At 32.4% G+C, this 18,088-nt stretch carries 18 protein-coding genes; 7 read left to right on the top strand and 11 right to left on the bottom strand.

Annotated elements, in window-relative coordinates:
• The first annotated feature begins 158 nt into the window (after nucleotides 1-158).
• Nucleotides 159-662, top strand: a complete 504-nt coding sequence (locus HZL42_RS07030; protein ID WP_219282946.1) for a hypothetical protein — start codon at nucleotides 159-161, stop codon at nucleotides 660-662.
• A 618-nt stretch (nucleotides 663-1,280) separates the two neighbouring features.
• Nucleotides 1,281-1,568, top strand: a complete 288-nt coding sequence (locus tag HZL42_RS07025; RefSeq protein ID WP_219282945.1) for a hypothetical protein — start codon at nucleotides 1,281-1,283, stop codon at nucleotides 1,566-1,568.
• Between the two features lie 1,057 nt (nucleotides 1,569-2,625).
• On the opposite strand, the gene HZL42_RS07020 is transcribed toward HZL42_RS07025, so the two are convergent.
• Together HZL42_RS07020 and HZL42_RS07015 are read right to left on the bottom strand one after the other, a co-directional pair.
• The gene (locus HZL42_RS07020; RefSeq protein ID WP_219282944.1) at nucleotides 2,626-3,405 is read right to left on the bottom strand and encodes an alpha/beta fold hydrolase; all 780 of its coding nucleotides are present in this window, start codon (nucleotides 3,403-3,405) and stop codon (nucleotides 2,626-2,628) included.
• 178 nt (nucleotides 3,406-3,583) lie between these two features.
• A complete protein-coding gene (locus HZL42_RS07015; RefSeq protein ID WP_219282943.1) occupies nucleotides 3,584-4,099 on the bottom strand; it encodes a hypothetical protein in 516 nt (171 codons plus the stop codon).
• Nucleotides 4,100-4,572: 473 nt separating this feature from the next.
• Between HZL42_RS07015 and HZL42_RS07010 the strand changes: the two genes are divergently transcribed.
• Entirely contained in the window at nucleotides 4,573-5,514 is a 942-nt protein-coding gene (locus HZL42_RS07010) for a phosphoglycerate dehydrogenase (protein WP_219282942.1), read from the top strand.
• Nucleotides 5,515-5,668: 154 nt separating this feature from the next.
• Here HZL42_RS07010 and HZL42_RS07005 read toward each other — a convergent pair whose 3' ends face one another.
• The gene (locus HZL42_RS07005; RefSeq protein WP_219282941.1) at nucleotides 5,669-6,562 is read right to left on the bottom strand and encodes a CAP domain-containing protein; all 894 of its coding nucleotides are present in this window, start codon (nucleotides 6,560-6,562) and stop codon (nucleotides 5,669-5,671) included.
• A 369-nt stretch (nucleotides 6,563-6,931) separates the two neighbouring features.
• On the opposite strand from HZL42_RS07005, the gene HZL42_RS07000 reads away from it, so the two are divergent.
• The gene (locus tag HZL42_RS07000) at nucleotides 6,932-7,810 is read left to right on the top strand and encodes a CAP domain-containing protein (RefSeq protein WP_219282940.1); all 879 of its coding nucleotides are present in this window, start codon (nucleotides 6,932-6,934) and stop codon (nucleotides 7,808-7,810) included.
• A 309-nt stretch (nucleotides 7,811-8,119) separates the two neighbouring features.
• On the opposite strand, the gene HZL42_RS06995 is transcribed toward HZL42_RS07000, so the two are convergent.
• Nucleotides 8,120-8,698, bottom strand: coding sequence for a hypothetical protein (locus HZL42_RS06995; protein ID WP_219282939.1), 579 nt, complete (start codon nucleotides 8,696-8,698; stop codon nucleotides 8,120-8,122).
• A 64-nt stretch (nucleotides 8,699-8,762) separates the two neighbouring features.
• Nucleotides 8,763-9,668 (bottom strand): CAP domain-containing protein, encoded by a 906-nt coding sequence (locus HZL42_RS06990; RefSeq protein ID WP_219282938.1) that lies wholly within the window; start codon nucleotides 9,666-9,668, stop codon nucleotides 8,763-8,765.
• 184 nt (nucleotides 9,669-9,852) lie between these two features.
• Between HZL42_RS06990 and HZL42_RS06985 the strand changes: the two genes are divergently transcribed.
• Entirely contained in the window at nucleotides 9,853-10,296 is a 444-nt protein-coding gene (locus HZL42_RS06985) for a hypothetical protein (protein ID WP_219282937.1), read from the top strand.
• A gap of 233 nt (nucleotides 10,297-10,529) precedes the next feature.
• Nucleotides 10,530-10,940: a hypothetical protein gene (locus tag HZL42_RS06980; RefSeq protein ID WP_219282936.1), complete on the top strand. Its 411-nt coding sequence runs from the start codon at nucleotides 10,530-10,532 to the stop codon at nucleotides 10,938-10,940.
• A 68-nt stretch (nucleotides 10,941-11,008) separates the two neighbouring features.
• On the opposite strand, the gene HZL42_RS06975 is transcribed toward HZL42_RS06980, so the two are convergent.
• The 3 genes from HZL42_RS06975 to HZL42_RS06965 all read right to left on the bottom strand — a co-directional run bounded on the left by HZL42_RS06975 (nucleotide 11,009) and on the right by HZL42_RS06965 (nucleotide 13,038).
• Nucleotides 11,009-11,506, bottom strand: a complete 498-nt coding sequence (locus HZL42_RS06975; protein WP_219282935.1) for a hypothetical protein — start codon at nucleotides 11,504-11,506, stop codon at nucleotides 11,009-11,011.
• A gap of 201 nt (nucleotides 11,507-11,707) precedes the next feature.
• Nucleotides 11,708-12,283: a hypothetical protein gene (locus HZL42_RS06970; RefSeq protein WP_219282934.1), complete on the bottom strand. Its 576-nt coding sequence runs from the start codon at nucleotides 12,281-12,283 to the stop codon at nucleotides 11,708-11,710.
• Nucleotides 12,284-12,603: 320 nt separating this feature from the next.
• Complete coding sequence (locus HZL42_RS06965) at nucleotides 12,604-13,038, bottom strand: hypothetical protein (RefSeq protein ID WP_219282933.1); 435 nt, start codon at nucleotides 13,036-13,038, stop codon at nucleotides 12,604-12,606.
• Between the two features lie 451 nt (nucleotides 13,039-13,489).
• Here HZL42_RS06965 and HZL42_RS06960 point away from each other — a divergent pair, with 451 nt between their 5' ends.
• Nucleotides 13,490-13,648, top strand: coding sequence for a hypothetical protein (locus HZL42_RS06960; RefSeq protein WP_219282932.1), 159 nt, complete (start codon nucleotides 13,490-13,492; stop codon nucleotides 13,646-13,648).
• A gap of 195 nt (nucleotides 13,649-13,843) precedes the next feature.
• Here the strand turns inward: HZL42_RS06960 and HZL42_RS06955 are convergent, their stop codons facing one another.
• The 3 genes from HZL42_RS06955 to HZL42_RS06945 form a co-directional block, all read right to left on the bottom strand.
• On the bottom strand, nucleotides 13,844-15,070 hold the full coding sequence (locus HZL42_RS06955; RefSeq protein ID WP_219282931.1) for a hypothetical protein: 1,227 nt from the start codon (nucleotides 15,068-15,070) through the stop codon (nucleotides 13,844-13,846).
• A gap of 166 nt (nucleotides 15,071-15,236) precedes the next feature.
• On the bottom strand, nucleotides 15,237-16,892 hold the full coding sequence (locus HZL42_RS06950) for a hypothetical protein (RefSeq protein ID WP_219282930.1): 1,656 nt from the start codon (nucleotides 16,890-16,892) through the stop codon (nucleotides 15,237-15,239).
• Between the two features lie 93 nt (nucleotides 16,893-16,985).
• Nucleotides 16,986-17,525 carry a hypothetical protein gene (locus tag HZL42_RS06945; protein ID WP_219282929.1) on the bottom strand — a complete coding sequence of 180 codons (540 nt, stop codon included), beginning with the start codon at nucleotides 17,523-17,525 and terminating at the stop codon, nucleotides 16,986-16,988.
• Nucleotides 17,526-18,088: the final 563 nt, after the last annotated feature.

Genomic DNA, 18,088 nt, shown 5'->3' with positions numbered 1-18,088 from the left:
TAAGATTGTACCATGAAATGGACAGCCTATTCCAACGCAAATAAAAAGATATGCTTTGCTACAAAGCATACATTTTGCGCTTTATTTAATTAGTGTTATAATTTGGCTGTATTTAGTTGCATAAGGCTATATTTACATAGATATGGAGATTGATCATAATGAAAAAAACAGTCCTCTTTTTAGCGGGATTATCATCGCTGTTCCTTTTTAGTACCATTAATGTTAACGCATCTTCGAAAAAAATGACGCCCAGTGTTTTGAAGGGCACCTGGGTGACAAAGCATTTTAAACAACCACTCAGTACAGAGTATCAAAGAAATATTTTGTACTTTAATAAACTAAAAACTAAACAAGATGCTGTATTTTACAATAAAAGTAACAACGTTGATATTAAAATGAGTAAGGTAGGTAGCGATAGTTCAAATAATCTATCTTATACTGGTAAGTATCCAAATTATAAGTTGACAACTAAATCAGTTCATAAAGATGACTCATCTAACATTTATTATAAGATTAAGTTTTTAAACAATAAGACTATTAATGTTTATTGGGATTATACCGTTGGTGGTGATCATAATAGTGATCGTGTAGGCTGGTCACACTTAGGGAAGTATTATAAGGAATCAAATAGCATCGTTAAAAATACTCAAATTAAATACTAGTCATCTATTGATGATAAAAACCCCACTAAAAATTGGTGGGGTTTATTTACTTAATGAAGTGCTTTTTAAAGTAAATGCTCCTCATTAACTAATATATTGCTCCTATGTCAATAACTTGGATTGATTTTATGTAGTTTTAACCAAGCTGATTCTCTCATTGTTGTACCATCTTACGTACCAATCAATACTATAGGAGCAATCTTTGGTCTATTTCACAGAGCAGTTTAACAATTATATAAATTAAAGATCCACTATCATATCTTCAGATAGTGGATCTTATTTAGTGAAAGCCGATATTATCCAATGCACTCTATGTCGAGGCCTCTTCCATTCCTAAATAATGCATAAGTAGTTTATTCCTAGCAAATTGCCTACCTCTATCATGACCTTATAGTATTTTATCGTTATAATTGGTTAATCGGCATTACTACCATTCGGAAATAGCAATCTAGATTTTACATAATTTTTCTTGAGCTACTGCTGATACTTTTACAGGTCTTCAGCAACGGGGTTCAGGTAGATTCGTTGTGTTTTTTTCGTTTTCTTGTCTCTGATTTAGGATGAGGAGTAAACTTATGATGATAACAACAATTTTAACTTAGAAAGGATTTTTAAAATATGAACGACAATGTCCGCTTAACTTTTAACATTAGTGATGAACCAATCTTAGCTTTAGAAATTAATTTAAAAACTAAAGCTTCTAAAGTATTAGAACACGTTGATAACCCGGTAATGTTTCATGCGATTTTACAACCAAAAGAGTGGACCTATGATGGCATTCAAAGTCGACTCCAATTTTGGTTCAACACTCAAGAAACCTTACCGGAAATCTTAGATGATATCTATCCAGATGGCTTCTATTGGAATGGTCAACCAAACTTAGACTTAATAATTGAAAAATTATAATCTACAATGAGTTAAAAAAATCTCATATATAATATGAAATTATAACAATTAGGGCTCAGCCTATTCAAACATCCAACGAACTGGTCTTTTAGCCTTATGTCTTTGTAGTTTGCTCATTTGATAATTTTTTACTTGTTCATCGTGATGTCTACAAAAGAGCGTTTTAGCTTCAAGAGTTTCATGGTTACAAATCAGAAACTTAATGACTCTAAAGTCTGCTTTTTTCACGCTAATTAACTTTAGTGCAACATCATTTTAATCATTATTAAGCAGGTATTGAGAAAAATGCGATGATCGAATAAGTCATGAACAAAAGTGAAAGAATATAAACTGTTATAAAAAAGGACTGCTCCTATTTCAATAAATTGGACTAAATTTGTGTAATTTTTAATTAATACTATTTATCTATCTTAGTATAGGATTAACGGTGATTTAATATGATTAGAATAATTACATCTAAAAGGGACAAAATATAAAAATGCTTCTATCTTATTATCATAGGAGCAGTCTTATAATACATACTATTTTTTTAATGTATAATTATATGCTGCTTTAAAAACAATTACACCATTAATTATCAGTAATATAGCTGATATAACTTTTAATATAATTCCATTTGATATGATTTGTGTAGAATTGATGTATACAAATATTATTGCTAATGTTAAAAATAAAGCGACTTTCATTAGTTTGCTTTTCAAGGTTATTTCTCCTATTTCTTAGTAATTTTTAAAATAAGGTTAGTTAAATATAACTATTTAATAATTATATGTCAATAGACTGGATTAATTTATATAGTCTTATCATATTTCATTATTATGGGGGAAAGATAATTTGGTCTGATTGATTACACCCTACCGGATATGTTCTAAATATGGGCTATATTATTATCATAGAAGCACATTTAATGAAGATTATTATAGTAATCGTAATCAACGGATTAAAAAAATGGGTCGTAAGATTTCCGGGATTGAACCAGAGACTTTACACCCATTAAATGTAATATATTAAATTACAGTCTTTAGAGTACTCATTTTTATCATAAATGACCTACTTTTTATGCTTTAAATTTGGCAACCAATTCGTTTAATACTTTACTGACCTTGATTGGTTCTTCAATTTGAATGTAGTGATTAGAACCTAGCGCAACAAAAGTGTATTTACTAGTGTGGTATTCAGAATCAGCATATTCGTTTTTTCTGAATTCTTCAGCAATTACTACTGATTCAACCTTCTTAGGCAGTACTGGTAACTTTTGCCAATCAATATTTTCAAATGACTTTTGAATTCTTCCCATATCCTGATCAGTAGTTTCTTCATCCTTATCAGTTGCTGTTTTCATTACCTTAGCAGCTAGGTCTGCTGGATAGTTCTTATTTAGTTGATTTTTAATGAATTTTTCCATATCTTTGGGTGAATGCTTAAAGTACTCTTTTTGTAGTTCTGGATCAGAAATTACCTGTAAAGTCGTTGGCTCAATTCCAACAAAGCCAACCACATTATCCATTTGATTAGCTAATAAAATACTTCTAATCCCACCTGCACTATGTGCAACAAAGATTACTTTCTCTGGATTCATGTTATTAATCATTTTATTGATTGAATTAACCTCATCGACTGCAGAATAATCGTGTTGGGGGTTATCACTATGTCCAGCACCAATTTTATCAATTGCAAGGAATCCCACTGACGAATCTAACACATCAATAATGGGTTTAAACACATCGTATGTACTAAAAGAATCTTCACCATTCAAAAATACAACCAACAAATTACCTGGACGTTTCACTAAATAGTAACGACCTAAATCAGTATCAAAATAATCTTCATTGTTCATTTTAATAACTCCAATCATACTTAGTTTATGCTAATCATTTTTTATTTTCAATTGAAATGGATTTTATGTAAAAGGGCAAATTAACAGTGATACAAAATAAAGACCCACTATACTTGTTTTTTCAGATAGTGAATCTTTTAATTGGTATTAATTTATACAAAATGCTTTCCTAACCGCATTAATCCATTGGGATTTCACTGTGTTTAACTTTGTTAAGCGAAACGCTTTGTCCCTGATACTCAGTTTTCATGGATTTGCTACTGTATAGTAGTTTTCCTGAAACGGTGAAGTGATGTTTGCCATGCATTACTACTGTGTATTTTTGCAATGGTGATGTACGTTTATCCTTACCAGATGTAATGTAATATGTGTTTTTATTTAACTTCTGATACTTTTGATCAGAATAATCACTGAAATCAGCTTCTTTATTTTTCTCAACTTCTTTTTTATCTTTGTTATACATGGTTTGGAAAGGGATGAAAGTATTATCTTGCTTACTAGTTACGACGGATACACGAATGTACTTTGATCCAGTACCCTTAGCCATTTTAAAATCACTAATCCAATTTCCGTAAAGGACCCTTGGTAATCCTTTATGCCAAGTCGCAGCGTTAGCACTATTATGTAGACTTGGTGTTAATGTGAATAAAGAGATACTAGCCATTGTTGCAATTGCAATGTTTCTTAATTTCATTCTTAATCAGCTCCTATTTTAATCTAATATCAATAACTTGAATCTTTATTTATTTTACCACTTTGATTAATTTTTTATAGCAATATTGTGTATATTATATTTATTACTAATATATTAATAACCTTCAGGGTTCGATAATTTGTATCTCCTAACTTATTGGAGAAATCAATTTCAATCCCTACATTCCATATAATCAAAATTCATATCTACTGATATTTCTCAAGTCAAGTCTAATGGTTGCTTTACCTTGTTGTTAAGTTACAATTGTTTTATATAATGAGTAGTGACTATATCATTCTTACTTTTTTCATAAATAAAGGGTGCTAATTAATAGATTCCTTATTTAATTATAGAATTAGATGCCTCTGGAATTGAAATTGCAATGTTCTTCTTCTAATCGTTTTATTAGACATGGTTTAGTTTTTAGAACTAATATATTAGATATAGTTAACTAAAATTAGGGGGTAATTATTTTGAATAAAAAACTTTTATTAACACCAGTGATTGATAATCTTATTCATCAACGGATTATTGATAATGGGTTAGATCCAGTTATCTTGAAATCAGAAGATGAAAAATCAATTTTAGATAAAGCAAGTGATGTTGATGCAGCAATCTTAATGGAATTACCATTTCCCAATTCCATGTTTGATCAAATGCCTAATTTAAAAATCATTGCTCGCCAAGGGGTTGGTTACGACAATGTTGATACCCAAGTTGCTGCCAAACACAATGTATGGGTAACTAATACTCCTGGTGGAAATGCGGTTTCAGTTGCTGAAAACGTAATTACTGATATGTTGCTTTTATCTAAGCATTCTTATACCATCTCTAATAAGATGCGTGAAGGAGATAGTGATTATGGGCAAACTATCATGAGTACTCAAATCACTGATAAAACTTTGGGGATAGTTGGCTTTGGGCACATTGGACAGGAAGTCGCCAAACGTGCTCAAGCTTTAGGAATGAATGTTTTAATTTACAATCGAACTCCTAAAGATACTAATTACGGTAAATTTGTTTCGAAAGAAGAGCTATTTAAGAACAGTGATTACGTTACCTTACATTTACCTGCGGTAAGTGGGACAATTAACACGGTCTCAACGGATGAATTCAAAATGATGAAAAAATCAGCTTATCTGTTGAACTTAGGTCGGGGACCATTAGTTGATCAGGATGCCTTCGTTGATGCAATTAAGAATAAAGAAATTGCTGGAGCAGCTTTAGATGTTTATGACAAGGAACCATTACCAATGGATAGTCCTATTCGTAAGTTAGATAATGTTTTCCTGACTCCTCACTGTGCAGGCCATTCAATTGAAGGTTGGACTAAGATGGCTAATCAAGCCTTAGACAATGTTTTAGCTGTATTAAATGGTGATAAACCTGCAGATGCCGTAAATGAGGTAAAATAATCTTATATTCCCACCCGTAGTAATCCTATCTACATTATTATTTGTAACGATTATTGGATTTAAAACGAATCGGGATAGCGACCAGATAGAATAGAAAAGATTTAAAAAGCTCTCAACTTCAATATAAGTTGGGGGCTTTTTAGCATTATTTTAATCATTCAAATAGCATCGTATTGTAGTAATTCCCACCAAGATAAACGGTTGCAGTGGCCATTTGGGTAACGTTTGGATCCAAAATATTTTTCCGATGTCCCCAATTTTCACCCACGGAATCGTTATCCATGTATTCATTAATTATGTTGATGGATGACGTCATTGGGGTATCCGTTGAAGCTAAATTTGAAATGTTTTCACTAATAATATTGTCATCCCAACCCTTTTGTTGCCGCAGTGTATCAACTTGTAAGCTACCATCGGGGTTAAAGTGGGTCATTGAACCAGTCTTATTGACTTCATTGTAAATTTCAATATTACGTTCCATTGCTAACGTGTATAGATGGGCGTTCCAAGTTAGCGGATTTAAGCCGTTTCGATAACGAAGGTAATTAATATAGCTGAAATCGTAATTTTTATCCACTGCACTGGTCATGTTACGATTTTTGGCATTCCGATTTTTGGTTAATAACAAGTCAGCAGCCATGACCCAGTAGGGTTGCTTGCTACCCTTAAACTTAACCTGATAGTAAACAGCGTCCCAATCACTTACCCTTCTATCCACAATTTTACCCATTGCACCGGTATGAAACTTTTGCACCCCGGATGTAGTATCAGTCGCACTCTGGGGAAATTGGGCAAATTGGAGCGAAGAGCTGGCAAATTGATAAATTACCTTGGTCCCAATGTGATAATCAGCATTACTAAGAAATTGATTGGGATCGTAATACTTATAACGGTCAGGAACGTTGGCGTTAAAGTTATATAGCACCTTCTTAATGGTGCTAGGGGCCTGGTAAGCTAGCGGACTATCGGCATGGACGGTGGTTGCGCCAATGGTAAATGCGACAGCAACTGCTGTTATAGATGTAAGTAGATTTATTTTAAGTTTCATGATAACTACTCCTTAAGATTTTGAATACTGCTAATTCATCGTTAATGATTAAAGATAGCACTAATATGTACACGATAAATTTTTGAGTGAAACGAAAGTGTTCATGATTAATTATAACTAAATTTGAACTTTTCTTAAATTGAGTTCGGAATTCAATTTATCAAATAGTTGAATTTTATCAACAGAATAATTTGACAGGTCCTTTAATTCAAGCTTAATATTAATTTAATAATTGAACAAGAAGATGTTTAAAAGTGGCTTCTTGTTATTTTTGGAGTGTAGTTACATAGTGTATTGATATTTAGGGTTATTTTTAGTCTTTGGATATTATCAAAGAAATAAATATGGTAAGGAATGGAGATTATGTTTATGATGCTAAAAAAATGGCTTATCACAGCCATTACGGTGATTATTACCGGATTAACATTCAGCACCACCATTGTATATGCTGCTAGTCCCCTAGCCGGGCAGTCATCTTCAACGATTAGCACGGTCCTAAACGATTTTAATACCAACGTTACTGATCGATATAAATATTACGATCCGAATCTATACCTTAGTAACTCGAATTATGCTGAAGGGACCAAGGTAAAATACGTGGCCTCGAATACCAGTTTGCAATACACCAAGTTCCCAACCGGTGAAACATCATCTCGTTATGGGAAACAAACGATTAAACTTGGTTCCAAGGGGACTGTGATTTATCGAAAAGCTAGTGACTGGGATGTTGTTTATTACCTGGTTAAATTTAATAACTATAAGAGGCTATATTGGATTATTAGTAGCTCCCTTTACTTACAAAAAAACCCGAATAAAAATAATACTAATGTATCCGATACGATTAACGAAAACTCTGATTTTAACTACGTAAACTATTTGCGTTATCGCAATGGGATTGCGCCGCTAACCTGGAATAACGACTTATATCAACTATCCCAGGCGCGGAACCAGCAAAATATTCAGTTAGGAGTTGATCATTATAATAGTGATGGTAGTTGGCGGGTCGATGGCTTAGCAAAGGAATTTGGCTTTAGTGACTATGTTTTGCGTGAAAATATTCAGTCCCGAATATCAACTGACACCCCTGTGACAACAACGATTAATATGATTAACGAATATATGTATGATGATGCTGTTGGGGAGAATTGGGGGCATCGGGCTAATATCTTAGGAACTAATATTAGTCAAATGGCCACAGCAACAACTTACTATCAGGGGATGTATTATAATACGATGCTTTTTGAATAGTTGATAATATTCTTGATGGGGGGAATTAATGATGAACCGAAAAATGATTATTAGTGGAACGATGATTAACTTGTTATGAGATCCGGATGCACTTAAAGGTGGCGTTCAGTCAGGTGTGTTGCTACTATGGGGTCGTTATTGAGAATGATAACCACGGTAACTTTATTGGGTATAGTTTCATAACGTCATTATGGTAATAAAAGCTTAGTGATGATGGAATTTATTTCTGGTGAAGATAAAAGCGACTCTCGAACGGTAATTTTAGGATTACCGTTCGAGAGTCGCTTTTAGTTTGTATGTTAATGAATTCTATTTGCTAAGCGAGTTAACTTGTTTTTGCAAAGTTCGCACTTTGGTTTTAGCTATTTGAACTTCATTTTTAGTCTTAGCATTCTTAAGTATCTTTTTAGCATTTTTAAGCTCTTTTTGGACCTTGGTTAGCTTAGCACTTTTATTTAAATTTGTATTGGTTTTGGAATTTACTTTAGTGGTGTTTGAACTAGCATCGTCATTAGGGTTATGACTGGCTAATCCTTCAAGAGTGTGCTGAACATCACCTGGAACCACTTCCAAGGGATAATTTGAATACCAGACCTTACCATCAGAATCAATGTTAAAACCGTTATTTTGACTTGGATTAGCTGAATTACGTTGCTTAGCAGCTGCTAAATCAGCTAATGCTTTCCTTGGCGTCCCAATATCGGTTCCCTTACCGTCGTCACTTACAATTGCATATACGTCTTTATAGTTGTCTTCTTCGCTTAGGTAGGCAACTAGTCCGTCTGCATGGGCAACGAATTGGTTGGGAGAGAAGCTTTGAGATACAATTCCGGTTCCGCTAATACCTAGAGTGGCCATAATGGCCATTTTTAAAATAGATTTTTTCATGTCGATAATCTCCATGGATCGTGTAATTTAAAAATGATATTTTATTTGATATTAATGATTTCCATTAGTCATCAGAACCATCATCATCAACAAACTTAATATTTGGATTAGATGCAAATTGACTAAGGTCCATTCCACCAAAGTTTACACATAGAAAACCGTTACCAGTTTTAGGATCATAACTAAACCCGATTCCAACATCAGTGTAGAAGGGGGCCATATCATTTACGTAGTGTCCATGTTCTTTACCATCATTCTTGTATGGACCTTCAGACTGGAACAACCTAATTCCTTCCTCACCAATACTTTGGACCGATCCGCTATTCGCAGAAAATTCAGCAATGTTTTCGCCAGACACGCCAAATAAATTGTTGTATCCAAGGCTATTTGCAACTTCTTCAGCGGCATCTTTGCCATTATTATCTTGGTGAGAGAAATTAGTGATTAATTGTTCTGATCTTTTTTGAGCAATTTGTTGTAACTTATCATTCATTTTCAGCCCGCTGATCCCAGCTTGAGTTCTACATTGGTTCAAGTAATTAAACGTAGCTTGGACAGCATTATTAACGTTATTAGAGTCTTCCCAATTAATGGAACTAGTGGCTTGCTTATTAGAATTTGCTTGTTTTTTAGGGGTGGTGGTACTGTTTTTAATTGATGATTTCTTTGGCTTGTACTTAGTTAATGAACTAAGGCGAACCCAATTATCACCTATTTTTGCATATTTTACATTTTTATATTTTTGAATTTTAGTTACAAAGACGTAATCACCTTTTTGATTTTTGGCTTTAAATGAATGGACATTCTTAAACGTTTGCGACCCCTTAGGTAAATTATTGTAAAAGGTGCTGTAACCACCTTTAAATTGATATGTAACTCGTTTGGCATCCGCACTTTGACTGTAGATGCTAACCATCGCTGCGGCAGCTAAACCAGCTAATAGGTATTTTTGAACTTTAATAGTAATCATCTCTTTCTAACTATGATTTAATTTTTATATACTAATTATAATTGATGTATTAAAAAATCACAAAGGTTAAATGAAATGATTGAATTATCGGGATTAAATAAAATTAATAGGATTGCAACTAATAAATTGGTATAATTAATTTAGAATAATGATTTAATACTATTTGTACATAGGAGTGATTTTGATGAATTTAAGAAAACTGTTACTGGTATCCTTAGTTTTCGTGGCTTTTGGATGCATAACTTCAGCTACTGTTAGTGCTGATGAATGGAAGGATGGAATCCCAGATGGGTTTTCTGGAAATTGGATCTCAGTTAAACATAATCGTGCTGATAAAAATAATGTCAAATATGGTAAGTACTATCGTACCGGATTTACCCTTAATAAAGATGCGGTAAATTTTAACGAATTTTACTATGGATCAAATAAAAAATATAAAAGTTTTCGACCGATGCTAGGTTCTAATCCACAGTATAAAGAAACTAATGGTACTTACTACATTAAATCAAATTTTTTTGCTCAGGCGGCAATATTTATTTTTAAGAAGAATGGTAAAATGCTTAACGTAAAGGGACTTGGTAACTTTTATCTTTTTCAAATGGTTCCGAAAACTTTGAATGCAAAGTAGCATTTTTAGATTATAATTTAATATTATTAACACAAGAATAGTCTTCGATAATTACTAATTATTTTATCGAAGACTATTTTTGGTTTTTAATCGTTTTTGAATATTAGTATTTTATAGTACAGGCACTAGTATTACCTAATTGCTATTATGAATATTAATTTATGGATTAGCGATGTTTTTATTTAACATAGATATTTTCATCATTATTCAAGCATAATATTAAAGAATGTTTCATGCATAATATTGGTAATAAATCTGCTAGTGATCTAAATGGAATAGATGAAGAAACCCTTAAAAAATGGCAGAGCAAAGAATGCTTAGTTTACTGTAATGCTGTTGAGCACTTTATATTACATGCTTTAATCCTATCCAATCACTATTATGAATATTCATTTACTAATAATCCAAGTGGTAAGAATCGGTTTCAGATTGCCATTCTAGATGATAATGGTGAAGAAAACAAAAGTACTGGAATTAACGCATTACAAGGAATAATTATAAAGTGGTATATTAATGAAAAAGGGGAAATCTCTAAAAGTGGTCGTGAATACAAAAATGAATGTGGTTTAAGTTATGAGGATGTTGAAATTATAATTAAGAAAGTTAAACGGCTGCTAATTCAAAACCAGAATAAAAAGGACTAGATTAGTAAAAAAATTAATTACTAATCTAGTCCTTTTTAATTTTTTAGACAATGGGCACACTTAATTTACTAACGACCAATGTAGTATTGGTAATTATCTGCTTTCTTTCCCTTTAGTGTGTATGAATAATCATGTTTAACTGGTTTTTTAGTAAATACCTGAAAGAAAAGCATTCTTTGGTAGGTTACCAGAACGGTTTGGTATTTGCCGTTAATTTTCATTTTCTTGGTCCATGCTGCAAGCCCATCACTAAAGCCAGTTTTTACTGGATTCTTAGAGTCGAATAAATAATACAGTTTTTTTCTGGTACCGGCAGAATTATCAAAATGGTGGCCATTCCAAGTGAATGACTTACTATTGATTGTAAGTTTAGCGAATTTCTTACCTAGGCCACCGTTGTTAGTGGAATTATTGTATTTATTGTAGTTGTACCAAGTCCCGCGAATGGATTTTTGAGTGGCTGGCACTGATTTAGCTTGGACGTTTTGGTCTGAAAAGCTAATTAACCCGAATCCAGTGGTTGCTAATAATGAATATGTAATGGCTTTTTTTAAAATATTGTTCATTTTAAAATCCTCCTAATATTTAAATGTGGCATCATTTTACTATAAGAATAATCTAAACGTCAAAACTAATATTTTTGTGTAAATGTGTAAATGTGTAACCTTACACATTTACACACTTTCAAATTCTGGATTTAACAAAAAAGATTGCCAATTTGGCAATCTTTTTCGCTTTATATAAAGAATGTAACACTACAAATTAAATTAACTGAAGGATTTGTTTAACCGTTTAATTAGTTCTTGATAGGTTAATGGGTCTGGTTTGTTATCGAAGTCCAAATTGACGATTTGTTGCTTATCGTAAAGGATGTTAGAATTTTGGCCATATAATATCGCTTTGATCGCATTCAGCGCATTGTCTAACTTCTTAATCTCTGGATTAGTATCGTACCGTTCATAATCATCAATTCGTTGATCATAACCGTAAGCTGGGCATTCTGCCATCGCATTCAGAGTCCGATTGAATTCTTTATACGTACTAATCCTTTGACGGTATATAAAGACCGAAGTCGCCGCAACTGAAATATCCCTATTAGTTCTGAATCCTGGCATAACATTGATCTGATCCAAAATGCGGTTCCAGATTTTGTTACTATCCAAATGATTATTAGTTACCTCATAGTCATCAGAAATGTCAGAATACAAAACCATTGCGTTGGGGGTTTCCTCAGCATTCTTAGAGATTAAAGTAAGGGCCCTTAGTAAACTTAACTTATCATCAAAACTACCATCCATCGTAAAGATGTTTCTTTGCAACTGAGCTGCGTATAATTTTTCCATCCCTTTACTTCCCTTCAATTATTAATTTGTGGTGCAAGGGCCAATAAGCGAATCGAACGCTCACGAGTTCACCAGAATTAGCTAACGGGATACAAAAAACCAGATAGTCGATTGAATACCTGGTTATTGGGTGGGTTAACAACATTGCTTTAATAGCTTGGCTAATTTATTATGAACTATTTAATGGAATGAATAGATTGCCTCTTAATAGACAAGACTAAAATTCTACCCCTAATTAAAAAGGTTGTCAACTTAATTACTTTATAAAATAAAAGAGGACTGAATTCTACTATAAATCGAAGCCAGTCCTCTTAATTCATTTATTTAACGCGTTTCATTGTGGTAGTCCAAGGACTAGGGTAACCTGAACCGGACTTGAAACTTACTTTCACTTTATCTTTACTTAGGAACTTAAAGTGGAAAGTATCCTTCTTGCCAGATTTCATCCCACCCTGACCAACGATTAGTCCAACGACCTTATACTTATTTTTACCTAATGATTGGTACTTAAGATTGGCAACCTGACCGGGAGAAGATTCTCCTGGAAAATCGTATCGAATCTCACTTGGCGAGTTAAAACTAATCTTATATCTTTCATTTATCCTAGGTCCACTGGAATATGCCTTTGTTGAAATCCAGGAACTATGGATTTTTTTAGGAACTCCGTTATGTAGCTTTGCGGCACTTGCACTGGTACCAATAACTGATACAAAAAGACCAGCAGTTAATATCGTGGAAAGTGTTTTGGTTTTCATAATTATACGCTCCTCAAATATACTTTATTATTAGTTCAGTGTTTATCTTAAAATTTATTTAAATTAGCATTGAACTGAAATAACAATGTAATTATAGTATAAAAATATTTATAATTACAAGTAATTTATACGACTTAATTTCAACTATGAAATCGGATGATTTATACTTGAAATTAAATTTTAAAGGCAATATCCATCTAACTGTCTCTTAAATAATGGATTAAAAACTAACTTAATTATTACGAAAATCAATGGATAAAATAATAATTTTTCATCGAATATAAATGAAATGAATAAAACTAAACTATAAATTTACCACTGGTTAAATCCCGACTTAATAATATTTATAGAACCATCAAAATTTACATATTTTTTACATGCCATATCTAACACTTCATTATAGCTTTATGATAAAATGAACTTGATTAAAAAATAATAGGGATGTGTCATAATGAATGATAACAATATGTCTCATAAAAGCCAAAGTGTAAATGCTATTAGTAACGATCAAGAAGAGGTAAACTTTGATGGTCTTAAAAAAATTATCAAAGCTACTCAAATTGAATTATATTTAGACTCAATTAAGCTTCAAGAAGGTATTGGTTTATAATCGTCAGAAAATAAAAATTTAACATTTGAAATAATTTATAGTAACTGAGTTCGATGTTTAGTCGAAGTCAGTTTTTTTATTGTTAATGTAGTTGTAGTAGGGTGGGTAAATATTTAAATATCCAGACAAAGAAAAGGACTGCCCCCGATTGAATATCGGAGCCAGTCCTTCTAAATAAGTGCGTTTTAATAGCGATTATAGTGTGCTAAAAGCATTTGATAATTCAGCAAAGAATGCCTTGATATTATTCCATTGACTAGGAATCTTTGACACATCTGAATTATCATTGATTTTATTATTATTAACATTATTATAAAGGGTCTTTAAGCGATTGTTCTCAGTGCTAGAAAATCTAGTTCCAAAGTATTGGTAGCAATCATTTACGGTCTCTTGCAGACGAATAATTCCAAATACTTGGTCAATATTACCAACTCTTCCATAATCGTGATTTACAAAGTTTCTATCTGCATCTGTTATTTGGTCAACAGGTTCATCTGGATCATCTGATGGAGTTAACTGTGAATAGGTATATTTGATGCCTTCCTTATCATAGTTATCAACATTAGTGTTCATATCACTAACGATGGTGTTAAATGAATTAGCGAAGTCATTATACGTTTGGGTTGTGTAGAAGTCACCCATGTCATATCTCTGCCTAAACCAACTATTGTTGGTAACATAATTAATATTACTATTAAACTCAGTGAAAATTGATAGTTCAGAATGAACTGCATTTGTGTAATTAAGATAATCATCGTCTGTTATCTTACTGCTATTGCTATTTTTGAATACAATAACAGGATCTGTAAACTTACCATTGACGATGTTTGGCTCAAAATCACTGCTATTTGTTGAACTAGATTGATTGCTATTTGCGCTTGGTTGGTTATTATTAGCGCTAGAAACACTACTTGATTGAGATGCACTTGAACTAGTACTATTACTTGATGATGCTGAACTAATATTTGATTGAGATGTACTTGAGCTACTAGTATTAGTGATTGCCGTTGAATTATTACTTGATTGAGATGCATTTGAACTAGCGCTGCTAGTATTTGATGTAGTGTTACTGCTTGAAGATGTAGCACTGATACTTGAAGATGTGGCGCTATTAGTTACAATTTGGCTAATATTAGATGCAGCATTACTACTACTTGATGAACTGCTATTATTTTTCTTGTTAGTGGTTTTTTTGTTAACCTTCTTCTTAGCCAGATGCTTCTTTACTTTTTTAACTTTCTTTGAATGCTTTTTAGATTGTTTTTTAACTTTTTTGACGTGCTTTTTATGATTAGTAGATTTGTGCTTAGAAGCCTGAACTGTATAATCATAATTTATGATGTTTCCTAAACTGGTTTGTGATAACGGCACTACCAATGCTGCTGATATGGCACTAGTTAAAATGATTTTTTTAATATTCAAATTATGTACAACTCCTCATCTTTTATACTGATAATCTATAATAAATAAAATGATATGTCAAGTTTGAATTATTTTGTAATAACTCAGATTGACATATCATTTTGATTATAGTAAGAAAGATAAGATTAAGAATGTACTTTTAGCTTATTTTTTCAATTAGACAAATTTAATCATCATCTAAACTAAAAAGCTTAGTGGTATAAGTGTATGATTGATTATTTGGTAATCCATTGATTGTAATGGTGTAGCTATGACCAGCTTTAATATAGTTGTTATCAGGTTTATAGGTAAAAACAGCATCACTGTTTCCAGAACCGCCATTTAAGGTAACTCCTGATACGGGAACATCCTTATTATCTGTATTATCATGAACCTTAACAGTGTTTGAATCCATATTTTGATCATAAGAATCAGATTCATTTGATGCATCTTTGTATAAAACATGGTAATGAGAAGCATAACTTGGAAAATCACTTAACTTTTCTGGAATGGAATAACTCCAGTAAGTATCTCTAACCAAATCAATTGGGCATAGATTGACACTTGGATATGCAATTGGATTAGGGCTAAAGTTCCAAATTGGAGAATTATTTTTTTCAGAATCATCAAAAACCTTGATTGCATTGTAGTCACCAGCTTGACCAATCCCAATTCTTGTTAGGTTTCCAAGCAACCATTGGCGGTGACCTGGATTAGCCAGCCCACTGTCATTTAAATATAGTGTAATGATGTCAGAAGGACGACTAACGCCTTCTGCTAGGTTACTAGAGTTAGTTGCATTTGCTCCACGTTGCCAATCATCTTGGCTAACAAAGCTAGGCTTATTGAACCCAACGAGTCCATGACTCAATCCCTGATTAGCAGCGGCAAGGGCAGTTGCTCCGTATTGAGCCTCCGTGTCCCAAGAACTATCATCATTAATAGTGTCTAATCCAAATAATTGGCGGTAGAAGTTTAACCAGTCAACAACATTTTTAGTGAACGCGGGGTTTAATTGACCAATGTTAAAGGCTTTTTCGTATGATGGATTGGTAGAATATGGATTGGAAACGTTGCCGATTGCCTTAGCTTGATCTTGATAGTTCTTTATTTTACTTAGTTCATCTGCAGTGAAATTATTACTATTATTACTTGATTTATCATCACTGGAATCATCATCATTAGATTGTGAACTGTTATTTTGACCTTTTAATATATCGCTTTGTTTATCGTAAACAGTATCTAGACTAACATATTTAGCAGTTGCGTTAGCTTTATTACCTAGGTTTCCAGAGTAAACCCACAGTTTTTCCTTGTCATTTTTACCAGTAACTTCGTCAATTTGGGTAAAAGAATAGCCCGCCACATTTGCTGTTTTAATAGTATGAACGAGGAATCCATTAAATCCACTAGTACTACCAAAGCTAACGTTGTCCTTTTGTTCAATTAACTGGTCAAACTGATCTTCTCCCATTAACTCAGCAGGGTGATTATTTGTGCCAATAATGTACTTGTGATTTGCATCTGCCCGCTCAGACTTTGGACTAACACCGTTTAATAAACCGCTGGGGTTACCATAGTCAATTACGTATCCCTTCAACTTCTTTATGTAATAGTATTTATTATTGCGGTAAGTGATTTTGCTGCTCTTTTTTAAATTACCAACGTATTTTTTCTTTGCGCTGCTAACTAACTTGTAACCCTTGGCAGTCTTTTTAAAACGGTAGACTTTAATTGATTTAGGTTTGGAACTAGCATTAGCAGTCTGAAATTGATTATTAACTTGGTACAAACCAATTGTTGATAGGAGTGCTGAAGCTAAGATTAATTTGGTTCTTTTCATAAATATCCATCTCAATTCTTTGTTTTTTAATTTAAATTATAAAGTCCCCCTTACTTGGAATGGTTTATCCAGTACATGGAGGACTTCTTTTAATTATTGTAAATCAGTTAATGCCTTTTGGGCCCTAGTTAACTGTTGAGTAACTTTTTGAATCTGTTTATTGCTAGCCCTATTCTTCTTTAACTGCTTTAATTGCTTACGATATTTTCTAACTAGGGATGCTTCTTTTTCAATTTTTTTATAGTTAGGATTGGACTTCAAGTCATCAACTGGTTGATTCTTACTAAGATCTAACTGGTTAACTGCGTATAGGGTTTGGCTTTTAGTTTCATTAGAATCATAGTTTTTGTACCAGTAGTTACCAGTTGAATCAACATTAAAACCAGTATTTTGACTAGGATTAGATTCATTTCGTGGTGCAGCATCATTCACTTGTTTAATAACTTGTGCAGGGGTGCCTAATTTAGTTTCGTTAAAATATATGTATCCGTATCCCTTTTCAGATGGATATGATGGCGTGGTCATTTGTGGGAAACCAGTCGTACCTGCTTGGGCAGTTGGTTTAACAGCAAATGTAGCACCAAAAATGACCAGTGTGATTAACATTGTTAAATATAAAGATATTTTTTTCATCATTAACAACTCCAATAAATAATTTATTATAATTTTAATTATTTACTGATGATATGTCAACGAGCTTAAATTGACGTTAGAATATAATAATGACTTTAAGGTTGGTGAAAGCATTTGGATAAGGTTATCAAGCATGTACTGATGAAACTAATGCTGATTGTGAATAATCAGTTTCCGTTAAGTTAAAAGAGAGAGGCTATTTACATATATACTAATTATGATTTTATTGAAAAACTTGTATGGCTCTTACTTTTTAATTCATTAAATTACTTAAATGTATGAAATAAATTAACGTTACTATTTAACCTGAAGATTTTTATATAAAATGTAGCAATGTTAAATATGAAGTTAACTTTTAATTATTACGAAAAGATAGTTTTTAAAAATTAATATCAGATTATTTTAGAATGTAGTAGTAATTATTTATTTTTGGTAATTTAGTATAAATTGATCTTATGATTAGCGTAATAAATTAATTTTAAATATATGTTTATAATGTTTCACAAGGCGTCTGTAATATAATGTATAATGATTTAAGGATATCTATGAGATATTATTTTATA

The sequence above is a fragment of the Lactobacillus sp. Sy-1 genome (assembly GCF_019303535.1).
GTDB lineage: Bacteria > Bacillota > Bacilli > Lactobacillales > Lactobacillaceae > Nicoliella.
Note: the sequence above shows the minus strand (reverse complement) of the source record. Positions and strands in the feature narration are given on the sequence as shown.

Bases quoted from the DNA above. Each gene is read 5' to 3' on its own strand.
- HZL42_RS07030 (WP_219282946.1), top strand. From the start codon at position 159: ATGAAAAAAACAGTCCTCTTTTTAGCGGGATTATCATCGCTGTTCCTT.
- HZL42_RS07025 (WP_219282945.1), top strand. From the start codon at position 1,281: ATGAACGACAATGTCCGCTTAACTTTTAACATTAGTGATGAACCAATC.
- HZL42_RS07020 (WP_219282944.1), bottom strand. From the start codon at position 3,405: ATGAACAATGAAGATTATTTTGATACTGATTTAGGTCGTTACTATTTA.
- HZL42_RS07015 (WP_219282943.1), bottom strand. From the start codon at position 4,099: ATGAAATTAAGAAACATTGCAATTGCAACAATGGCTAGTATCTCTTTA.
- HZL42_RS07005 (WP_219282941.1), bottom strand. From the start codon at position 6,562: ATGAAACTTAAAATAAATCTACTTACATCTATAACAGCAGTTGCTGTC.
- HZL42_RS07000 (WP_219282940.1), top strand. From the start codon at position 6,932: ATGATGCTAAAAAAATGGCTTATCACAGCCATTACGGTGATTATTACC.
- HZL42_RS06995 (WP_219282939.1), bottom strand. From the start codon at position 8,698: ATGAAAAAATCTATTTTAAAAATGGCCATTATGGCCACTCTAGGTATT.
- HZL42_RS06990 (WP_219282938.1), bottom strand. From the start codon at position 9,668: ATGATTACTATTAAAGTTCAAAAATACCTATTAGCTGGTTTAGCTGCC.
- HZL42_RS06985 (WP_219282937.1), top strand. From the start codon at position 9,853: ATGAATTTAAGAAAACTGTTACTGGTATCCTTAGTTTTCGTGGCTTTT.
- HZL42_RS06980 (WP_219282936.1), top strand. From the start codon at position 10,530: ATGCATAATATTGGTAATAAATCTGCTAGTGATCTAAATGGAATAGAT.
- HZL42_RS06975 (WP_219282935.1), bottom strand. From the start codon at position 11,506: ATGAACAATATTTTAAAAAAAGCCATTACATATTCATTATTAGCAACC.
- HZL42_RS06970 (WP_219282934.1), bottom strand. From the start codon at position 12,283: ATGGAAAAATTATACGCAGCTCAGTTGCAAAGAAACATCTTTACGATG.
- HZL42_RS06965 (WP_219282933.1), bottom strand. From the start codon at position 13,038: ATGAAAACCAAAACACTTTCCACGATATTAACTGCTGGTCTTTTTGTA.
- HZL42_RS06960 (WP_219282932.1), top strand. From the start codon at position 13,490: ATGAATGATAACAATATGTCTCATAAAAGCCAAAGTGTAAATGCTATT.
- HZL42_RS06950 (WP_219282930.1), bottom strand. From the start codon at position 16,892: ATGAAAAGAACCAAATTAATCTTAGCTTCAGCACTCCTATCAACAATT.
- HZL42_RS06945 (WP_219282929.1), bottom strand. From the start codon at position 17,525: ATGAAAAAAATATCTTTATATTTAACAATGTTAATCACACTGGTCATT.